Source organism: Neisseria sp. HMSC073G10, from assembly GCF_001812605.1.
Lineage (GTDB): Bacteria > Pseudomonadota > Gammaproteobacteria > Burkholderiales > Neisseriaceae > Neisseria > Neisseria subflava_A.
The window spans coordinates 412,208-426,920 of the sequence record NZ_KV809536.1 but is presented as its reverse complement, the minus strand read 5'-3'; the positions used below and the strand labels follow the sequence as shown (position 1 = coordinate 426,920).

Below are 14,713 nucleotides of genomic sequence, written 5' to 3'. Positions count from 1 at the left end.
CTGGTTTATGATTCGTCAGAATAGTAGATGTTGTCTTTAAATGCACGAGGAAACACTTGCATGGAGACGATTTGCTGTGGCTTGTAGCCTTCATACTTTTCAGGGTGTTTTGTGCGAACTTCGCAAAGGCGGGTTTCCGTGTCTGAACGGATAATCAGACCGACATAGTGAGTCTTGCTGAATGTGCCGTCTTGGTTTTTGCGTTCACGTGTGAACATTCGATCAAAAGAGGCGATAACAAACATACCTTGTCGGCGTTCTGTTTCTTGTGTCATGTTTTTTCCTTTCTTTAAGGTCTGGGTTACTGGTATTCAACGGTTCGGGGGCGGGACGGGAGGGGCGCTCACACACGGCTTGCGCCGTTCGCCTTACTTCGTAAGTGCGGTTTCGCGCCCATCCCGCCCCCGAACCAAAATCAACGGTTACGGGTTTCGCTACATATTGATGATGGTTTCTCGGTTTTTAAATGCCCATTTCGGGCTTAGGACAGAGGCTAAGACGGTGTTGTAATTGTCTTGGGTAATTCTGGGCAGGGCTGCGCGGTGTTTCCATTTGGCCACGAGGTTCAGATAGCTTTCTACCTGCTCAACCCACTTTTTTAGCTTGCGTCTCCACTCTTTCGAACCTTTGGACACAAAAGCAAAATTGCTGTTTGCCACTTTCCAAACGGATTTTTTATCCATGCTGGTACGCACGAGCCTATAACCTTTGTCTTCTGGCAGGCGGATGTTGATGTGTTTGCTGATGTATTTGGATACGTATCGCGCCAAGCCTTTGCTGTTGGTTTTGACCGGCAACAGTTCAGTACGGCCAAAGCCGTATTTGTGGACGTTTTCGCGGAGCAATGCCCACAGTTGGCGCAATGTGGGATTGGCCGAGCTGTATCTGCCTGCGGCGATTTCGCGGAAATTCAGGCCGCGCCGTATATCGACACGAGTATTTACGATTAAGTGGAAATGGATACGGCCTTTCTTCGTGCGCTCGTATACGCAGACGTATTCGGGGAAATGGCGTTTTAGAAAGTTGGTTCTTAAGCTATGGAAACGACGTTGCGCTTCTTTCGGGTCGGTTACGTCATCGGCAAAAGTCAGGGTTAGAAAGCCGACTTTGTTCAGGCCAAAGGCTTCGATGAACGCTTTGACGTTCATTTCTAGGGCGGTAGTGGATTTTTTGTAAGAAGTTGAAAACTCGTTCAGCGTGTCCGCTTTACGGTTTTCATACTGACTTGGCAACTGCTTGATTTCGCCGCTGTTTGCGGTCTCAATGCAGTTGTTACTATTAAGACAAGGAACAGCGCGTTCCGCGCTGCGAGAAGCTGAACGATTCATGATTGCACCTCCGCCATCAGTGCGGATACGCTTAATTGACCGTATAAATCGGCTTCGCCGTAAGTGATTTGGGGATTGTTGGGATTGCGGATAGGAAAAGCTTTGGTTTCCAAGCAATCGATGGTTCCGCAGGTCTCGGAAAACAGGCGGAAGATGTAGGCAACGGGATTTTTTTCGGGTTGCGGTGTAATTGTGTAGTAGGCAAATGTTGACATTTCAGACCCCTTGAAAAGTCGGTTAATCGGAACTTGTCAAGGGGTTTGGTTTGTAATTTACACTCCCTTAACGGAGTGCAATATATAAGGCCGTCTGAAAACTTCAGACGGCCTGAAAATCCCACTCAAAACCTCCACCGCTTGCCACCGATAAAAAGCAAAGCAACAATCAGACCATTCCCAAAGAAACGGACAGCCACATGACCGCAAAACGCATGCACGGCGTAACAGCCAACGAATTCACACACGGCGCGCGCCATATTTCCGACATCGCCACCAACATTATCGGCATCGTTGCCACCGCAGACGACGCTGATGACACAGTCTTTCCCGCTACCAAACCCATATTTTCAACATCCGTCTCTGCCCTGATTGATAAAGCAGGCAGCAAAGGAACCTTGGCAAAATCCCTAGACGCAATTGCAGATCAGGCAGATGCCCAAATCGTTGTAGTCCGCGTTCCCGGCTCAACCAAAGCACCGGAGCAGAAAGCAAACGTTATCGCAGGTATCAAAGCCCTGGCGAAAGCTCCCGCACATACCGGTTACAAACCAAAAATCATCGGTGCGCCCGAACTTGACGACGCTGACGTAACCGCCGAGCTGGTTGTAACCGCTAACGCTCTTGAAGGCTTCGTATATGCATCCGCCGGCGGCGCAGAAAATATTACCGCCCTGACCCAATATAAGAACGGATTTGGGCAAAAAAACCTCATGCTGATTGACAACGAATTCATGACCTTCGGCGCTTCCAAAACCCAAGAAACTGCCGCTACCGTTGCCCGTATCCTCGGCGCACGCGCCATGCTTGACCAAAAAATCGGTCCGCACAAATCCATTTCAAATACCGAAATTCAAGGCGTATCCGCCCTTAAATACCCACGCAGCTTCGGACTTCTGGACATCAACAGCGACGCCAATACCATCAACAACCTCAACATTACCACCCTCATCCGTGAAAACGGCTTCCGCGTTTGAGGCAACCGCACATGTTCTGCAGATCCTGCCTGGGCATTCGAACCGACAGTCCGTGTCTCTTCCGTAATTAAAGAGACCATCGCCGAAAGCTTTCTCTGGGCAATGGACAAACCAATGCACCCGAGCCTTATGATTGACATCATCAACAGCATCAATGCCAAGCTCGCCGAAAAAGTCTATCAAGGCTGGTTATTGGGCGCGCAAGTCTTCATCGACCCCAAAAAAATCGAAAAAGAACGCGTAGCCGGCGGTATCTTTGCCTTCGACTACGAATTTACCGTAGCCCCGCCTTTAGAGAATATCGAACTCAACCAACATGTATCAGACCGCTTTATCGTCAACCTGACCGACCGAGTTATCGAATTCGCATCTAACCTCAAACCTACCACCGTCTAAACTACCTTGCCTCCCAATAATTCCCCTCTCCCAACAGAGAGGGGTTAGGGATAGGTACCCAAACACAAGTAATAAAGGACACCCCAATGCAGCTGCCACGCATCTTGAAAAGTTTTAACGTCTTTACCGATGGACTCAACAAAGACGGCGTCCTCATGACCGTCAAACGCCCAGACATCAAATTCAAAACCGAAGACTATACCCCGGGCGGCGGTATGGGCGAATTTACCGTCATTCATGGCATCGAAAAATTAGAGCTGGAGCTGACCAGCAAAGGTTTCGATCTTGAGCTGTTCAAATCCATCAGCCACAAAATTAATGGCAACCTCTTACGCTATCAAGGCGCATTGCACAAAGAAGACGAAGAAACCTACCAAACACTGGTCGGCGAAGCGCGTGGCCGAATTATCGAAACCACACGCAGCGAAGACAAAGCGGCCGAAGGTGGAGAGCAGACATTCAAATATGCCCTAACCTACTGGAAAGAAACCGTCGATGGAGAAGTCGTTTTTGAAGCAGACCTCATGGCGAACAAACTCATCATCGGCGGCAAAGACGTTCGTGCCGGCATTCGCGCCGCATTAGGCCTCTAAACACATACAACAGGAACAAGTAAATGCAAGAACCAAAAATCAAAATCAACCCCGACGATACCCTGACCGTAACCCTGACCGACGGCAAAGCCTACACTCTGCGCGAACCGCTGGCCAAAGACATGGCAGGCATGGGACAAGACCTCATCAAAATCAAACACACCGAAACTGTTCAAAAGCTCCTCTCAAAAATCAGCACCCCAAAAATCGGCATGGCACAATATGGCGTATTAGGTATGGCAGATGTACAAGCCCTCAATGCCGCTATTGATTTTTTTTCAGCCGCACCTTCGGCGAAAGCAGAGATTCAGGAAGCCTTTGCCGATTTGGGCTATACCCATGCTTCCGATACCGAGCCGGCCAGTTCGCCGACCTTATAAAAGCAGCGCCAGACATCTGGCAGGCTGAAGAAGATGAAGACGTTACTGCGTTTTACCCAATAGACGACGCCCTTGCCCTCTGCACCATTACTTTCAAAGGAGGTATCGGCTGGTTCGCAGGACTAAATCTTTTTACCCTTAACCGCTGGGCTGCCAAAGCCGCCGAAATCCAACGCGCACGCCAAGGAGACGGACAATAAAAAAGGTCGTCTGAAATCAATTCAGACGACCTTTTCAATCGACAAAATAATCAAGGAAGCATCCATACCATAAGGGCAATGACGGCAACAAAAAGCCAAAATAATGCGCCATACCACCAAATGACAGAATCGACTGCATTCAAAACCGAATCCGCCAAGATTTGATTTTTCATTTTACGTTTCATCTTAAAGCTCGAGCCATGACAGACAAGACAATTAATATTATCCTCAAAGCCGCCGACAAAGCAAGCAAAACGTTTGACAGAATTAAAAAAAGTAGTAGCGGGCTGTCGGGCGAATTGGCGAAAAACAAAAAAGAAATGCGCGATCTCGAGCGCGCCCAAACCGCACTGGTAAAAATCGGCAAGGCAGAACAATATTTCAACCGTCTGAATGAGCAAATCATCCGTAATTCTGCCGCCACAAGCCGTCTTACTTCCGAAATCGACAAAACGGGCGTTGCCACAAAAAAACAGGCAGCAGAACTCAAAAAGCTGACCCGTGAAGGCGAAAGGCTGAATAACGAATACGAAAAACAATCCGCGCAGCTAAAACGCTACAAAGACCACATGGAAAAAGTTGGCGTATCCGGACAAAACCTTGAAAAAGAGCAGGCAGAGATTGCCGCCCGAATGCAGAAGACTACTGCCCAAATCGAAAAGCAGTCCACCGCCTTAGAAAAGCTGGAAAAACGACAACAGAGTCGAATCAAGGCCGCCGCCATCGCAGGTATTGCATCGGGTGTCTCATCATGGACAAGTAGCAAGGCTGCCACCATGAGGCAAGGTGCAGGGCATGCCATCAATACAGCCATGTCCGAAGAAGATGCAATGCAGGGACTGATCCGCCAAGTCGGCATCCTCAAAAATACAGACGGCAGCCTAAACCACGCCGAAATCGCTAAAATCCGCGCCGAAGTCCAAAAACTAAGCGGTGAATTGCCCATGGCAACGGTTGAGATCATGAATATGATGACTGCCGGCGCGAAGATGAATATCCCACGCCAAGAGCTTGCAGCCTACGTTACCGAAGCCGTCAAAGCTGCAAATGCCTTTGAAGCAGCAGACCCGGGTGCGCTTGCAGAAGAGCTGGGGCGCATTCGCCAAAACTTCAAATTATCCAAAGAAGCCGCTTCTGAACTAGTCAACGTCATGAACTACCTTGATGACAACGCACTGGTTGCAGGCGACCAGCTCATCAGCTACATGAACGAAGTATCAGGCAGCATGGGTTTGGCGAAAATGAACGAGAAGCATGTAGCGGCTCTAGGCTCCGCCCTTATGTCCGCAGGTGTAGATGCTTCCACCTCTGCCAAAGCGGTCGGCAGCCTCATGACAAGGCTGGGTACCGCACCTGATATGAAACCCGTACGGGAAGCCCTGAAAAGCATAGGTATAGACGCAAAATCCGTTCAAAAAGGCATGGTCGAAGACGCGCAAGGTACGCTTGAAAAAATCATTGCCGCCGTCCAACAAATGCCGAAAGAGCAACAAGCAGGCATTCTCAAAGGCTTGGCAGGCGGCGAATATAACCGCGTATTTGCCCAACTTATCGCTAATACAGAGCTTTGGCGCGAGCAAATCCGCCTTGCCACCTCTCCGGACGCATTAGGCAGCCTCGACAAAGAGTTCGAAATTCGTGTCAACGCCATGTCGTCCAAATGGCAGATGTTCAAAAATAAGCTCTTCAATACCGAATCAGGCTTTGGGCGCAGTATGTTTTCAGGCTTAGAATACGGCATGAATGTCATTTCAGGCTTATTGGATAAGTTCAACGAATGGTCGGCAAAAAATCCAGAGGCCGCCGCCAAACTTGGAAAAATCGCATTTTATGCAACCGCAGCAATGACCGCCTTAGCAGGGCTGGCCGCAGTTATTGCCGCAGTTGCCGTCCCCTTTGCCGCCGCCCGCATTGCCTTTGGCGGATTCGGCATGAGTATTCTTAAAGTATTAGGCATTGCCCTACGTTTCATGACATTAAATCCCATAGGCCTTGCGCTGACTGCCATAATCGGCATCATCTATCTCGTTTACACCAATTGGGATACATTGACTGCCGCCTTCATCAGAGGCTGGGAATGGATTAAAAAAACATTCGCCCAAAACCCCATCCTATACGCACTGACCGGACCGATTGGCGCAATCGTTGCACTGGCCACACACTGGGACCGCATCAAAAACGCCCTCATCACAGGCTGGGGATGGATAAAAAAAACATTCAGCGGCAACAACCCCATATCCTAAGCCCTCTCCGCCGCACTAGGCCCAATCGGTATCCTCATCAAAAACTTCCAAATCCTCAAAACCGTCGCTACTAGCGCATGGGAATGGATGAAAAAAGCCTTTTCCACCAAACCGACCGCGCCGGGAGGCAGCGCAGCCGGTTATGGCGTAGGCGCATACATTCCCAACAAAGGATATTCTACAGGTGGTTACACAGGGGTGGGCGGTGTCAACCAAGCGGCCGGTATCGTGCATAAAGGCGAGGTTGTCTTCAATCAACAGGATGTAGCCCGCTTCGGAGGATGGCGTGTTCTGGAAAAAATCCGCAAAGCAGGCTTGGGCGCATTGCAGAGCATTATCCCCGCCGCAGCTGAAGAACCGCGCCCTTCCCTTGTCGGAGCAGTTCCCGTATCGGCAGGGTTCAATCACACAAACGCAGGTGGTATGACCGTCAACATTACCATCAACGGCGGCAGCCAAAGCCCTGCCGACATCGCCCGCGAAGTTGCCCGTCAGATTAAGCAGATTGCAGACCAAGCCGCACGTCGTGCCCGTAGCGCATTTTCAGATGACTGACACCAAAAAAGGACACTACCATGCTTGCCACATTAGGATTCTTCCCCTTTCTCATCCGCACCATCCCTTTTCAAACCATCAACCGCCAAAGCGGCTGGAAACACCCGAATCAATCCACCGTCGGCGGCGGTATTAATCCCACCCAATACCTAGGGCCGGAAAGTGACACCCTGACCCTGTCAGCTGAAATGAGGCCGGAAATCACAGGAGGAGACACTTCCCTGTCCATGCTCCACCTCATGGCAGAGCGTGGAAAACCATACAACCTCATCCTCGGCACAGGTCAAATAATGGGCGCATACGTCATCACATCCATCAAAGAAGACAGAAGCCAACTCATGCACGATGGCAAAGCCCGTTCCATCAGCTTCAGCATAGAATTAAAAAAAGTATCCGACAGCCCGCTGGGACTAAAAGGCAAAGCCCTTCAGCTTGGCGTATCCATCGCCCGCAGCATTGCAGGAATCTGACATGACCGCACTTACCCAAATCAAAGACCAAGCCGTCAAAATCTTCAACGCCATTACCGACACCGGCGGCAACCATCTAACCCCAGTCGCCAAGCTGTCCATAAACGGTAAGCCGTTCAATACCGACGCCCTCTCTCGCATCATCTCCATCAGCCTGACCGACAAAAGCGGCTTCGAGGCGGACGAGCTGACCGTCAGCCTGTCCGACCACGACGGCAAGCTCGCCCTGCCCCCGAAGTCTGCCGAGATAACCATCGCCCTGGGCTACATCGAAACAGGCATTGTCGATAAAGGCAGCTACAAAATAACCGAAGTAAGCTGGAGCGGCGCACCCGACACCCTGCACATCACCGCCCAATCCGCCGACACATCCGACCGATTTTCCGAAGCAAAAGAAAAAAGCTGGCACAAAACCAGCCTGAAAGAAATCATCGAATCCATTGCCGCCGCCAACGGCTACACACCAATCATCGGCAAAGCCTACCAAGACGAAAAAATCGACCACATTGACCAAAGCAACGAATCCGACGCTGCCTTCTTATCACGCCTTGCCGAGCGCTACGACGCCATTGCAACAGTCAAACACGGCCGCCTCCTGTTTGTTTCATCAGGCGAAGCCACAACCGCCGGCGGGCAGCCGTTGCCCACAATCAGGATTACCCGCAACAGTGGCGACCAATATGCATTCAGATACAGCAATACCGAAAGCTACAACGCCGTCCGCGCCTACTACATCGACAAACAGACAGGTAAAAAGCACGAAGTCGTCATTACCGAAGACAACTACGACCCCGTCAAAAAAACCGTCACCACCACCAAAAAATACAAGACCAAGCGCAAAGACGGCAAAACCCACAAAACCACCACCAAAGAAGTAACCGAAATCAAACAGGTGGATACTGCCGGCAAAAAAATCAAAACCCTGCGCCATACCTACCAAAGCCCCAAAACCGCCGCCACCGGCGCACGCGCCGCGTACAAAAAACTAAAACGCGGCGCAATGGAATTCGACATTTCCCTAGCCATCGGCCGCCCCGACGTCGCCCCCGAAAGCCCCGTAACCCTGCAAGGATTCAAGCCCGAAATCGACGCAGAGAAATGGGTGGGCAAGGAAACCGTCCACACCCTCGACAGCAACGGACTGACGACCGCCGTCAAGCTACAAAGCCTGATCGACGTACCGATTGTCCTCTACGAAGGCGAAGTCAGCCCAAACTTTGCCGCAGCATTTTCAAAATCCTGACCAAAACAAAAGGCCGTCTGAAAAAATTCAGACGGCCTTTTAAAATTTCAGCTTACATAGCGATAAACTTAAGGGAGTTTCCAGTTGCCACAACATCCCCTACTACAAGTCGCGCATAAATTTTATCTCCGATCGATACAGGAAGATGATCCAAACTATGATGCACCAGCCCACTGAATACTTCAGGATTTTCCGATACTACAGGAGCATTATCGACAGGTGGCATTTCGAATACTGACAAAACATCGGCATTCCTAAGAATCTCCAAGCGCAAAGGCGCAAAACTCAAATCCTTTCTAGAAGTCGGAATCTCGAAATTCAGAGAAAGATTTAATTGAGCCAATACAAAATCACGCGACGGTAGCGGGCAGACCCCCGGATAAATGCCAATCAGACTGTAACGGAAATCGTCCGCATGGCGGATAATACTATCGCAATATTGAATATGCAGCGATACAGGCATCATGATTTGAGTCCTTCCACAAAATCCCATTGACGGTCAAAAGCCGCCCGTACATCAAGAGGGCCGATACCGAAAACCGTTGCCAGCTTATCGACTGTTTCATTACTCAAAGTACAGCGGTTGTTTTCAATGCGCGAAAGATAAGACTGTTTCAGACCAGTTTTTTCAGCAAGCGAAGATTGCGTCAAACCATGTTTCAGACGCAATGATGCAAACGTTGCCCCCGAAGTATCCGCATCAAGTCTTGCTGCCAGCTTTTTAGCGGCTCTATCCATCGCCGCCGCACGGCGAGGATTTTTGCGAACACGTTCCACATAGCAGCAAGCGTCTGAAGCATCAGAAAGCGGCAAAACTTGGCCGCCTGCAACAAATACCGCAGAAGCTCTGACAGTCGCAGCAGCGGCAGGCACAGACAAAGACACCGCTGAAGCCGTAAACAGACAGACCGCCCCGAAGGCAGTCCAATTTTCAATATTCGATTTTTGCATAGTCATTTTGGATTCTCCGCATAATCGGATGATCGGGCTGATAATCGAAGCCCTCGGATTTGTCGGCAACCGCCAAAATATAGATTTTCCGGATAAACGTCCGGTTCGGCTGCATCTCATTTCGAACGCAGTACAAAATACGCAGCGAAAGCGCAGATTCCTCATCAAGCCGTAGCCGCATCACGCGTATATCTGCCCGCCACAACACAGCCACCCGTTTGCATTCCATACCCAAAAGGCCGATGGGCTGATCGTAATCGCGACAGTTTTTTTCAGAAAAGAGTTTGTCAAAAAGCGCAGGCGTATCATCGATAAGCGCAATCACACTATCGATATAACCGACCGCCTCCTCCTTACTCTCGAAAAGGCGTTCTAAATCCGCTTCCGCATGATCGTGAACAATAAGTTGCATAATATATCTTTTTAGTTATATTCCGCAAGCGGCCACCCTGCCACTTGTCTCAAAATGCCGACAAATACCAAATTAAAACGTACACCCTTATCAGAAAGGCCGTCTGAAAAATTCAGACGACCTTCAAACTGTTTATTAACGTGTTCGCGTCAAACTTTTGACAAATCTCTAATGATTAATTTCATTAAATTTGACGCCGCGGTTTGTAGTTTTTCCACATCAAACTTTTGGTTATCAGTTGCCACGATATGAAAATCTATCCAAGCATCACTGAACTCGTTTGATGTAGAAATACCAAAATCCTTATATATTTGATTTACGTTGTCACGGATACGTTGGGATAAAAATTTCATCAATATCAGTTTTTCCGCCATAATGGATACAGAAAGACACTCTTTCAGACGGGTTTCAATTTCATCTATAGCAAGTTGTTTTTTCTGTTTCCTTTTTTCCTGTTCCTCTTCTTGTTTTTCTTTTTCACGTCTGAATCGATTATATAGCTGAGAAACAAGGAATCCGAAAATGGCAAAACCGATGTTAAACAGCTTTTCGATGTCATCAAGTTTCACGCCAAAAAATGTCATGATGACAGCCCAAGCCGTTTGTTTTCATCACGCGCCAATTCGATAATGCGGCGGATCAACTTCGGGTAATAGCCGTCATCAGGGAGTACGACCAATTTATCCAGCACCTCTTCATAGGTGAAGCCGTCTTCTTTGACTAAATTGACAAATGCACCGCCCAAGAAAGCAGAATCGGGAACGTCGCGTAATTTGGAAAAATCTACGGTAACTTTGTCGTACTTCCGAAAAGCATCGGTGAGAAAGGCTGTACGGAAAGCATTACCGTTGCTGGTCGGATTATCTTCATAGGTTCGACCCCAAGGGTCGTTTGAAAAATCTAAAATATCGATTACTGTTTCCATGTTCAAATTTCCTGTGTATCGGATAGGCGTAGTGTCCATTCTACCAAAGTACCGTTTAATGATGTAGTGGCTACTGAAGAAGAAATATCGTCTTTCCCGCCGCGAATCAAGCCCTTTCCGGAATAGATAAAAAAGGCGGATCCATCAAAATGGCTCACGATTTCCACAAGTTTATGCAAGCCGTTGCCACGCCCGCCACCGCGAAATCGGGAAACACCTTCCTTAAGAGCGTCATCCATAAAATAGCTTTCGTCTTTGATCTGGTCAACTGAAAATAAATTGGAATAGCCTTCTGTGTGACGGGATAAGGAGCTAGGTATTCCGACGCCCAAATCATAAACCAATACATTCAAAAAGATGCCGTCTGGAGATTGCACAAGCCAAAACATCTGCCACCATGCTTTGTCTGCATAATGGTTGAAGCTGCCATTGCGGCCATTGCTACCCGGAGATGTCGGGTAGGCGTGATTTTTCACGTTAAGTAAAATTTCGTTGAATGCCGTTCTTGAATAAGAAAAGAAATTCTGCAACATTTCCGCACGTTCAGGAATTATCTTAATCAGTTTGCGTTCTTCCTCCGTCATTTTGTCCAAGATTTCACGTCTCAAGCCGATATAGTTGTCGGAGCAGCCAAATCTAAAAAGACGGCTGTCATTTACAAAATTATTACCCGCCTTTAGTGCAGAAAGAAGCCCAGTTTTGATGAAAAATTTGCGGTAAATCGGAGATTTTTTACACAAAAAATTAAAACATCCGTTATTTTCCTTGCTTCTCTGAATCATATTAACATGGGCAAACAAAGCTAAAGCAGCGGCGGCGGTAATATTTTCCGTGTCAGAAAAATCGATAGTCAGAACATCTGCAGGCGTGTAAAGCTGTCTGAAAAAAGAAGCAGTTTCAGCAGCATTAACGTATAGACAAAGCAGGGATGGCGCTCGTATGGTCAAGAATCCCGTCATTCAAACACCCTCCAACCTGTGTATCTGTCCGTCGCACGATAGCCGCCATGAGCTGCCGCCATAACAAACGAAATCAAAAACATAATCTCATATCCATCTAAAAAAATCCCCTTCCCCTAAAATCCCGACAAATCCCAAATTAAAACGTACACCCTTATCAGAAAGGTCGTCTGAAACATTTCAGACGACCTTTTGTTGTTTTAGGAATGAAACTATAAATTGACCTCGAAAGCCGCCAAAGGATAGCGGGTGCGGATGCCGAACTGATTCAGGATAGTGCTGATTTTGAAACGGACGGCTTGTTCGGTAAAGTCGAGCAAAATCCGCATTTTTTCCGGATTGCTTCCCATTTCAATCAAATCCACAGGGGGATCGGAAATCACATCAAAAGCCGCCAGGTAAGACATATTAATATCAATTAAAGGTCGTCTGACTTCATCATATTTGAGCAGATATTGATAGACCGCCAAGCATCTGACTTCGATGGCCGGTGCATTGACTGCCACCCTGAAACCGTCTGCCTGAAGTTCAAGGCGTTCTTCAATATCAAAAGCTGGCGCATCAGGGACAGAACGCAAACCGTCAGCATCAATTTTCAGATTCAGCGGCGTGATGTCGGTTAGAACGATTTTCATACACCCTCCGCTTCTAAAGAGACTGAAATTTCCCTAAACTCACCGAATTTGGGTAAATCATTGACACCATCTAGGACAGTATTAAAAAGCACTCTTGTTTCACGGTAACTGATAAACTCTTTTTTGATAGCGGCAGGTGTAGCGGAGCAATGCGGATCAAGTTCAAGGATCAGAGAAAAGCGCATATCCATAGCCGTCGCAAAATCCGCGATGGTGTTCAATTCGAGATTCTTGTCAGACATTGACAGCGTTTTAGATACAGCAGCGGGAGAAATACCTAGCTTGTCCGCAATATCTTTCTGTCTGATTCCTTTGCTTTCCAGAGCTTCGCGCAGCTGGTCAACAGCTTGGATATTCAAGTCGGTACGGTTATGTTTTTTGCGGAAGTCGAAACGTCCGAGCAATTTATTGAGTATCGGCATATTCATATCAAAAGCCTCCATTACGATTGTAAGAATCCATAATCAAGCGCATTTTAAGATGGTCTTCACGGGTGAGTTTTTGAGTGGTTTTCTTGATGAAATGGCTGATGACCATATTGTTTCCGTCATGCCAAAAATAAGCCCGCAGGCTTTCGGGTCGGGCGGTTTTGACTGCCCAAAAAGGGAGTCCTTCGCAGTTGAGCTCAAAAGGCTCTTTTAGAGGCACACCATCGCAATAACGGATGATGCGAACCCAAAGCTCTTCCGAGTCTTCATCGCAAATACGCTCCGGCAGGTTTTCCCCGTCGAATCCGATTTGTTCGACAGCTTCGTCAGACAGGACGCAGCCGTACACCGAACCCTTATAAATCAATTCCGCCATAATAGTTAACTTTTAAGTTAATTACAATTGTTTTTTACCATTACCAAATAATAAATACCCCAAAAATCCTACGGTCGCACCTTCCAAAACTTACCGTGAACACAAAATTCAAATCAAAATCCCGACAAATGCCATGCGCCGCGGACTTTGCCGCAGATGGTTAGTTTTTCCAGTTTGTCGTTTTCGATGGTTTCGGTGCGGTATAGCGGGTTGTTGTTGATGTTCATGCCACTACCCCAAACAACCTTTCCAATTTTGCCAAATGATCCGTTTCCTCCGCAGTTACCTTTCTGTCCGCCTTGGCAACACCGCCGGCATATTCCAAAACTGCCTCCCTCCAATCGGGGAAACGCTGATTAATAGCACGGACGGCAAAAGAAAAATCCATAGAATCCGGAATGGGCCAAGACTTCATGACGCCAAGCGAATAAGCGAGGAAATCATCGCCCATTTCCGATTTGTCCGTCAGCCATTGTGCAATATACCGCTGTTCAGACGGCGCATATCTCCCATCGCAATAGGCGATATAGACCAACACATCCAAAATCGGCCTCATCTCCCGAATAAAAAAATCCATCTGCCGTTCGGGAGCCTCTTCTTACCGTTCCTGCAAACGCCGTCTGAAAAGCGAAGGTTCGACCACTTCGCCGGTTTCCAAATCCACCAGTCCCATAATTGACTGATATTTAAACGTCCTGACCATTTTCCGCACGTGGCAAAACGCCTGCACATAACCGTCTGAAAGATTGGCAACAAACTTGCGGACATCGATAACCCGTCTGCTTCCGATTCCTTCAGCATTGACATATTCAATTTCAAAACTACCGCCGACAGGCAGCAGCACAGGTTTATCTTTCATCGTAAAGCCATTCTTTTTTAATCATGTCGTGGAGAGATAATTCAGACGGTGTCAGTTTCTGTTTGGCCGTGTCGTTCCGCCCGTAGACTAATATCGCGCCCGAACAGGCTGCCCAATGGAGGCGGCGTTCAAGATCGAGGTTTCGGGCGGCTGCGAGAGACTCTTTAAAATCTTTCCGAATTAAACCGCCCAAAAATTTCCGCCCAAATTTGAACAACACCTTTTCAGGTTTGTCTGCGGCGGTTTGGGATTCGCCTTTATTTTTGTCTGATTCAGCTCCTGCTTCTGCCTCTTCGTCATCTGTTACTGACAAATCAATCCCATTCAGGGCGAGCGCGGATTTAATAATTTGGTTGTATCTCAAAGTCCGCGTCCACGTTACCGGTTCAATATCGACCAATGCCAGCAGTGCCAGCACGGCATCGATATTTTCCTGCACGGTCTGCTTTAATTTAATTTGCCATGAATGCAGTTCTTGCAAGTCCAATTTCACACTGTCTTGCCTGTCAGCCTGTTGACCACTTTGTTTTCCCATATTGCACTTCCCTAATAAACAAAATCACTAAAT

23 protein-coding genes and 1 pseudogene are annotated in these 14,713 nt (G+C 48.0%); 8 read left to right on the top strand and 16 right to left on the bottom strand.

Annotation, left to right across the window (positions count from 1 at the left end; genetic code table 11):
- Positions 1-5: 5 nt before the first annotated feature.
- From HMPREF2865_RS10370 to HMPREF2865_RS10360, 3 genes are all read right to left on the bottom strand, one after another.
- Positions 6-275 carry a hypothetical protein gene (locus HMPREF2865_RS10370; protein ID WP_070583833.1) on the bottom strand — a complete coding sequence of 90 codons (270 nt, stop codon included), beginning with the start codon at positions 273-275 and terminating at the stop codon, positions 6-8.
- Between the two features lie 159 nt (positions 276-434).
- Positions 435-1,328, bottom strand: coding sequence for a rolling circle replication-associated protein (locus tag HMPREF2865_RS10365; RefSeq protein ID WP_070647006.1), 894 nt, complete (start codon positions 1,326-1,328; stop codon positions 435-437).
- Positions 1,325-1,543, bottom strand: a complete 219-nt coding sequence (locus HMPREF2865_RS10360; protein ID WP_070647004.1) for a hypothetical protein — start codon at positions 1,541-1,543, stop codon at positions 1,325-1,327. Before HMPREF2865_RS10360 ends, HMPREF2865_RS10365 begins: the two co-directional genes overlap by 4 nt.
- Before the next feature lie 200 nt (positions 1,544-1,743).
- Here HMPREF2865_RS10360 and HMPREF2865_RS10355 point away from each other — a divergent pair, with 200 nt between their 5' ends.
- From HMPREF2865_RS10355 to HMPREF2865_RS10345, 4 genes and pseudogenes are all read left to right on the top strand, one after another.
- Positions 1,744-2,520 (top strand): phage tail sheath subtilisin-like domain-containing protein, encoded by a 777-nt coding sequence (locus HMPREF2865_RS10355; protein ID WP_283120664.1) that lies wholly within the window; start codon positions 1,744-1,746, stop codon positions 2,518-2,520.
- A 30-nt stretch (positions 2,521-2,550) separates the two neighbouring features.
- A pseudogene (locus HMPREF2865_RS12440) lies at positions 2,551-2,916 on the top strand (phage tail sheath C-terminal domain-containing protein); the annotation flags it as partial.
- An 86-nt stretch (positions 2,917-3,002) separates the two neighbouring features.
- Positions 3,003-3,509: a phage major tail tube protein gene (locus HMPREF2865_RS10350; RefSeq protein WP_063075566.1), complete on the top strand. Its 507-nt coding sequence runs from the start codon at positions 3,003-3,005 to the stop codon at positions 3,507-3,509.
- Positions 3,510-3,532: 23 nt separating this feature from the next.
- A complete protein-coding gene (locus HMPREF2865_RS10345; RefSeq protein WP_070647002.1) occupies positions 3,533-3,889 on the top strand; it encodes a hypothetical protein in 357 nt (118 codons plus the stop codon).
- Positions 3,890-4,139: 250 nt separating this feature from the next.
- Here the strand turns inward: HMPREF2865_RS10345 and HMPREF2865_RS12435 are convergent, their stop codons facing one another.
- A complete protein-coding gene (locus tag HMPREF2865_RS12435; protein ID WP_265511155.1) occupies positions 4,140-4,262 on the bottom strand; it encodes a hypothetical protein in 123 nt (40 codons plus the stop codon).
- Positions 4,263-4,289: 27 nt separating this feature from the next.
- Between HMPREF2865_RS12435 and HMPREF2865_RS10340 the strand changes: the two genes are divergently transcribed.
- The 4 genes from HMPREF2865_RS10340 (at position 4,290) to HMPREF2865_RS10325 (ending at position 8,600) form a co-directional block, all read left to right on the top strand.
- A complete protein-coding gene (locus tag HMPREF2865_RS10340; protein WP_070647001.1) occupies positions 4,290-6,332 on the top strand; it encodes a phage tail tape measure protein in 2,043 nt (680 codons plus the stop codon).
- An 87-nt stretch (positions 6,333-6,419) separates the two neighbouring features.
- On the top strand, positions 6,420-6,887 hold the full coding sequence (locus tag HMPREF2865_RS10335) for a hypothetical protein (protein WP_070647000.1): 468 nt from the start codon (positions 6,420-6,422) through the stop codon (positions 6,885-6,887).
- A 20-nt stretch (positions 6,888-6,907) separates the two neighbouring features.
- Complete coding sequence (locus HMPREF2865_RS10330) at positions 6,908-7,357, top strand: phage tail protein (RefSeq protein WP_070646998.1); 450 nt, start codon at positions 6,908-6,910, stop codon at positions 7,355-7,357.
- A gap of 1 nt (position 7,358) precedes the next feature.
- On the top strand, positions 7,359-8,600 hold the full coding sequence (locus HMPREF2865_RS10325) for a contractile injection system protein, VgrG/Pvc8 family (protein WP_070646996.1): 1,242 nt from the start codon (positions 7,359-7,361) through the stop codon (positions 8,598-8,600).
- Between the two features lie 52 nt (positions 8,601-8,652).
- Here HMPREF2865_RS10325 and HMPREF2865_RS10320 read toward each other — a convergent pair whose 3' ends face one another.
- The 12 genes from HMPREF2865_RS10320 to HMPREF2865_RS10265 form a co-directional block, all read right to left on the bottom strand.
- On the bottom strand, positions 8,653-9,066 hold the full coding sequence (locus HMPREF2865_RS10320; protein ID WP_070646994.1) for a hypothetical protein: 414 nt from the start codon (positions 9,064-9,066) through the stop codon (positions 8,653-8,655).
- Positions 9,063-9,557 carry a helix-turn-helix domain-containing protein gene (locus HMPREF2865_RS12430; protein WP_223168914.1) on the bottom strand — a complete coding sequence of 165 codons (495 nt, stop codon included), beginning with the start codon at positions 9,555-9,557 and terminating at the stop codon, positions 9,063-9,065. The genes HMPREF2865_RS10320 and HMPREF2865_RS12430 overlap by 4 nt, the downstream gene beginning before the upstream one ends.
- On the bottom strand, positions 9,532-9,963 hold the full coding sequence (locus HMPREF2865_RS10310) for a hypothetical protein (RefSeq protein WP_070646991.1): 432 nt from the start codon (positions 9,961-9,963) through the stop codon (positions 9,532-9,534). Before HMPREF2865_RS10310 ends, HMPREF2865_RS12430 begins: the two co-directional genes overlap by 26 nt.
- A gap of 149 nt (positions 9,964-10,112) precedes the next feature.
- A complete protein-coding gene (locus tag HMPREF2865_RS10305; protein WP_070646989.1) occupies positions 10,113-10,547 on the bottom strand; it encodes a hypothetical protein in 435 nt (144 codons plus the stop codon).
- On the bottom strand, positions 10,544-10,888 hold the full coding sequence (locus tag HMPREF2865_RS10300; RefSeq protein ID WP_070646988.1) for an STAS-like domain-containing protein: 345 nt from the start codon (positions 10,886-10,888) through the stop codon (positions 10,544-10,546). The genes HMPREF2865_RS10305 and HMPREF2865_RS10300 overlap by 4 nt, the downstream gene beginning before the upstream one ends.
- A gap of 2 nt (positions 10,889-10,890) precedes the next feature.
- The gene (locus HMPREF2865_RS10295) at positions 10,891-11,847 is read right to left on the bottom strand and encodes a hypothetical protein (RefSeq protein ID WP_070646986.1); all 957 of its coding nucleotides are present in this window, start codon (positions 11,845-11,847) and stop codon (positions 10,891-10,893) included.
- Positions 11,848-12,059: 212 nt separating this feature from the next.
- A complete protein-coding gene (locus HMPREF2865_RS10290) occupies positions 12,060-12,482 on the bottom strand; it encodes a hypothetical protein (RefSeq protein ID WP_070646984.1) in 423 nt (140 codons plus the stop codon).
- A complete protein-coding gene (locus tag HMPREF2865_RS10285) occupies positions 12,479-12,910 on the bottom strand; it encodes a helix-turn-helix domain-containing protein (protein ID WP_070646982.1) in 432 nt (143 codons plus the stop codon). Before HMPREF2865_RS10285 ends, HMPREF2865_RS10290 begins: the two co-directional genes overlap by 4 nt.
- Before the next feature lies 1 nt (position 12,911).
- Complete coding sequence (locus HMPREF2865_RS10280) at positions 12,912-13,286, bottom strand: hypothetical protein (protein WP_070646980.1); 375 nt, start codon at positions 13,284-13,286, stop codon at positions 12,912-12,914.
- 223 nt (positions 13,287-13,509) lie between these two features.
- Positions 13,510-13,863, bottom strand: a complete 354-nt coding sequence (locus tag HMPREF2865_RS10275; protein WP_070646978.1) for a TerB family tellurite resistance protein — start codon at positions 13,861-13,863, stop codon at positions 13,510-13,512.
- A 21-nt stretch (positions 13,864-13,884) separates the two neighbouring features.
- Entirely contained in the window at positions 13,885-14,145 is a 261-nt protein-coding gene (locus HMPREF2865_RS10270) for a WYL domain-containing protein (protein WP_070646976.1), read from the bottom strand.
- The gene (locus tag HMPREF2865_RS10265) at positions 14,135-14,680 is read right to left on the bottom strand and encodes a hypothetical protein (protein WP_070646974.1); all 546 of its coding nucleotides are present in this window, start codon (positions 14,678-14,680) and stop codon (positions 14,135-14,137) included. The genes HMPREF2865_RS10270 and HMPREF2865_RS10265 overlap by 11 nt, the downstream gene beginning before the upstream one ends.
- Between the last annotated feature and the right edge of the window lie 33 nt (positions 14,681-14,713).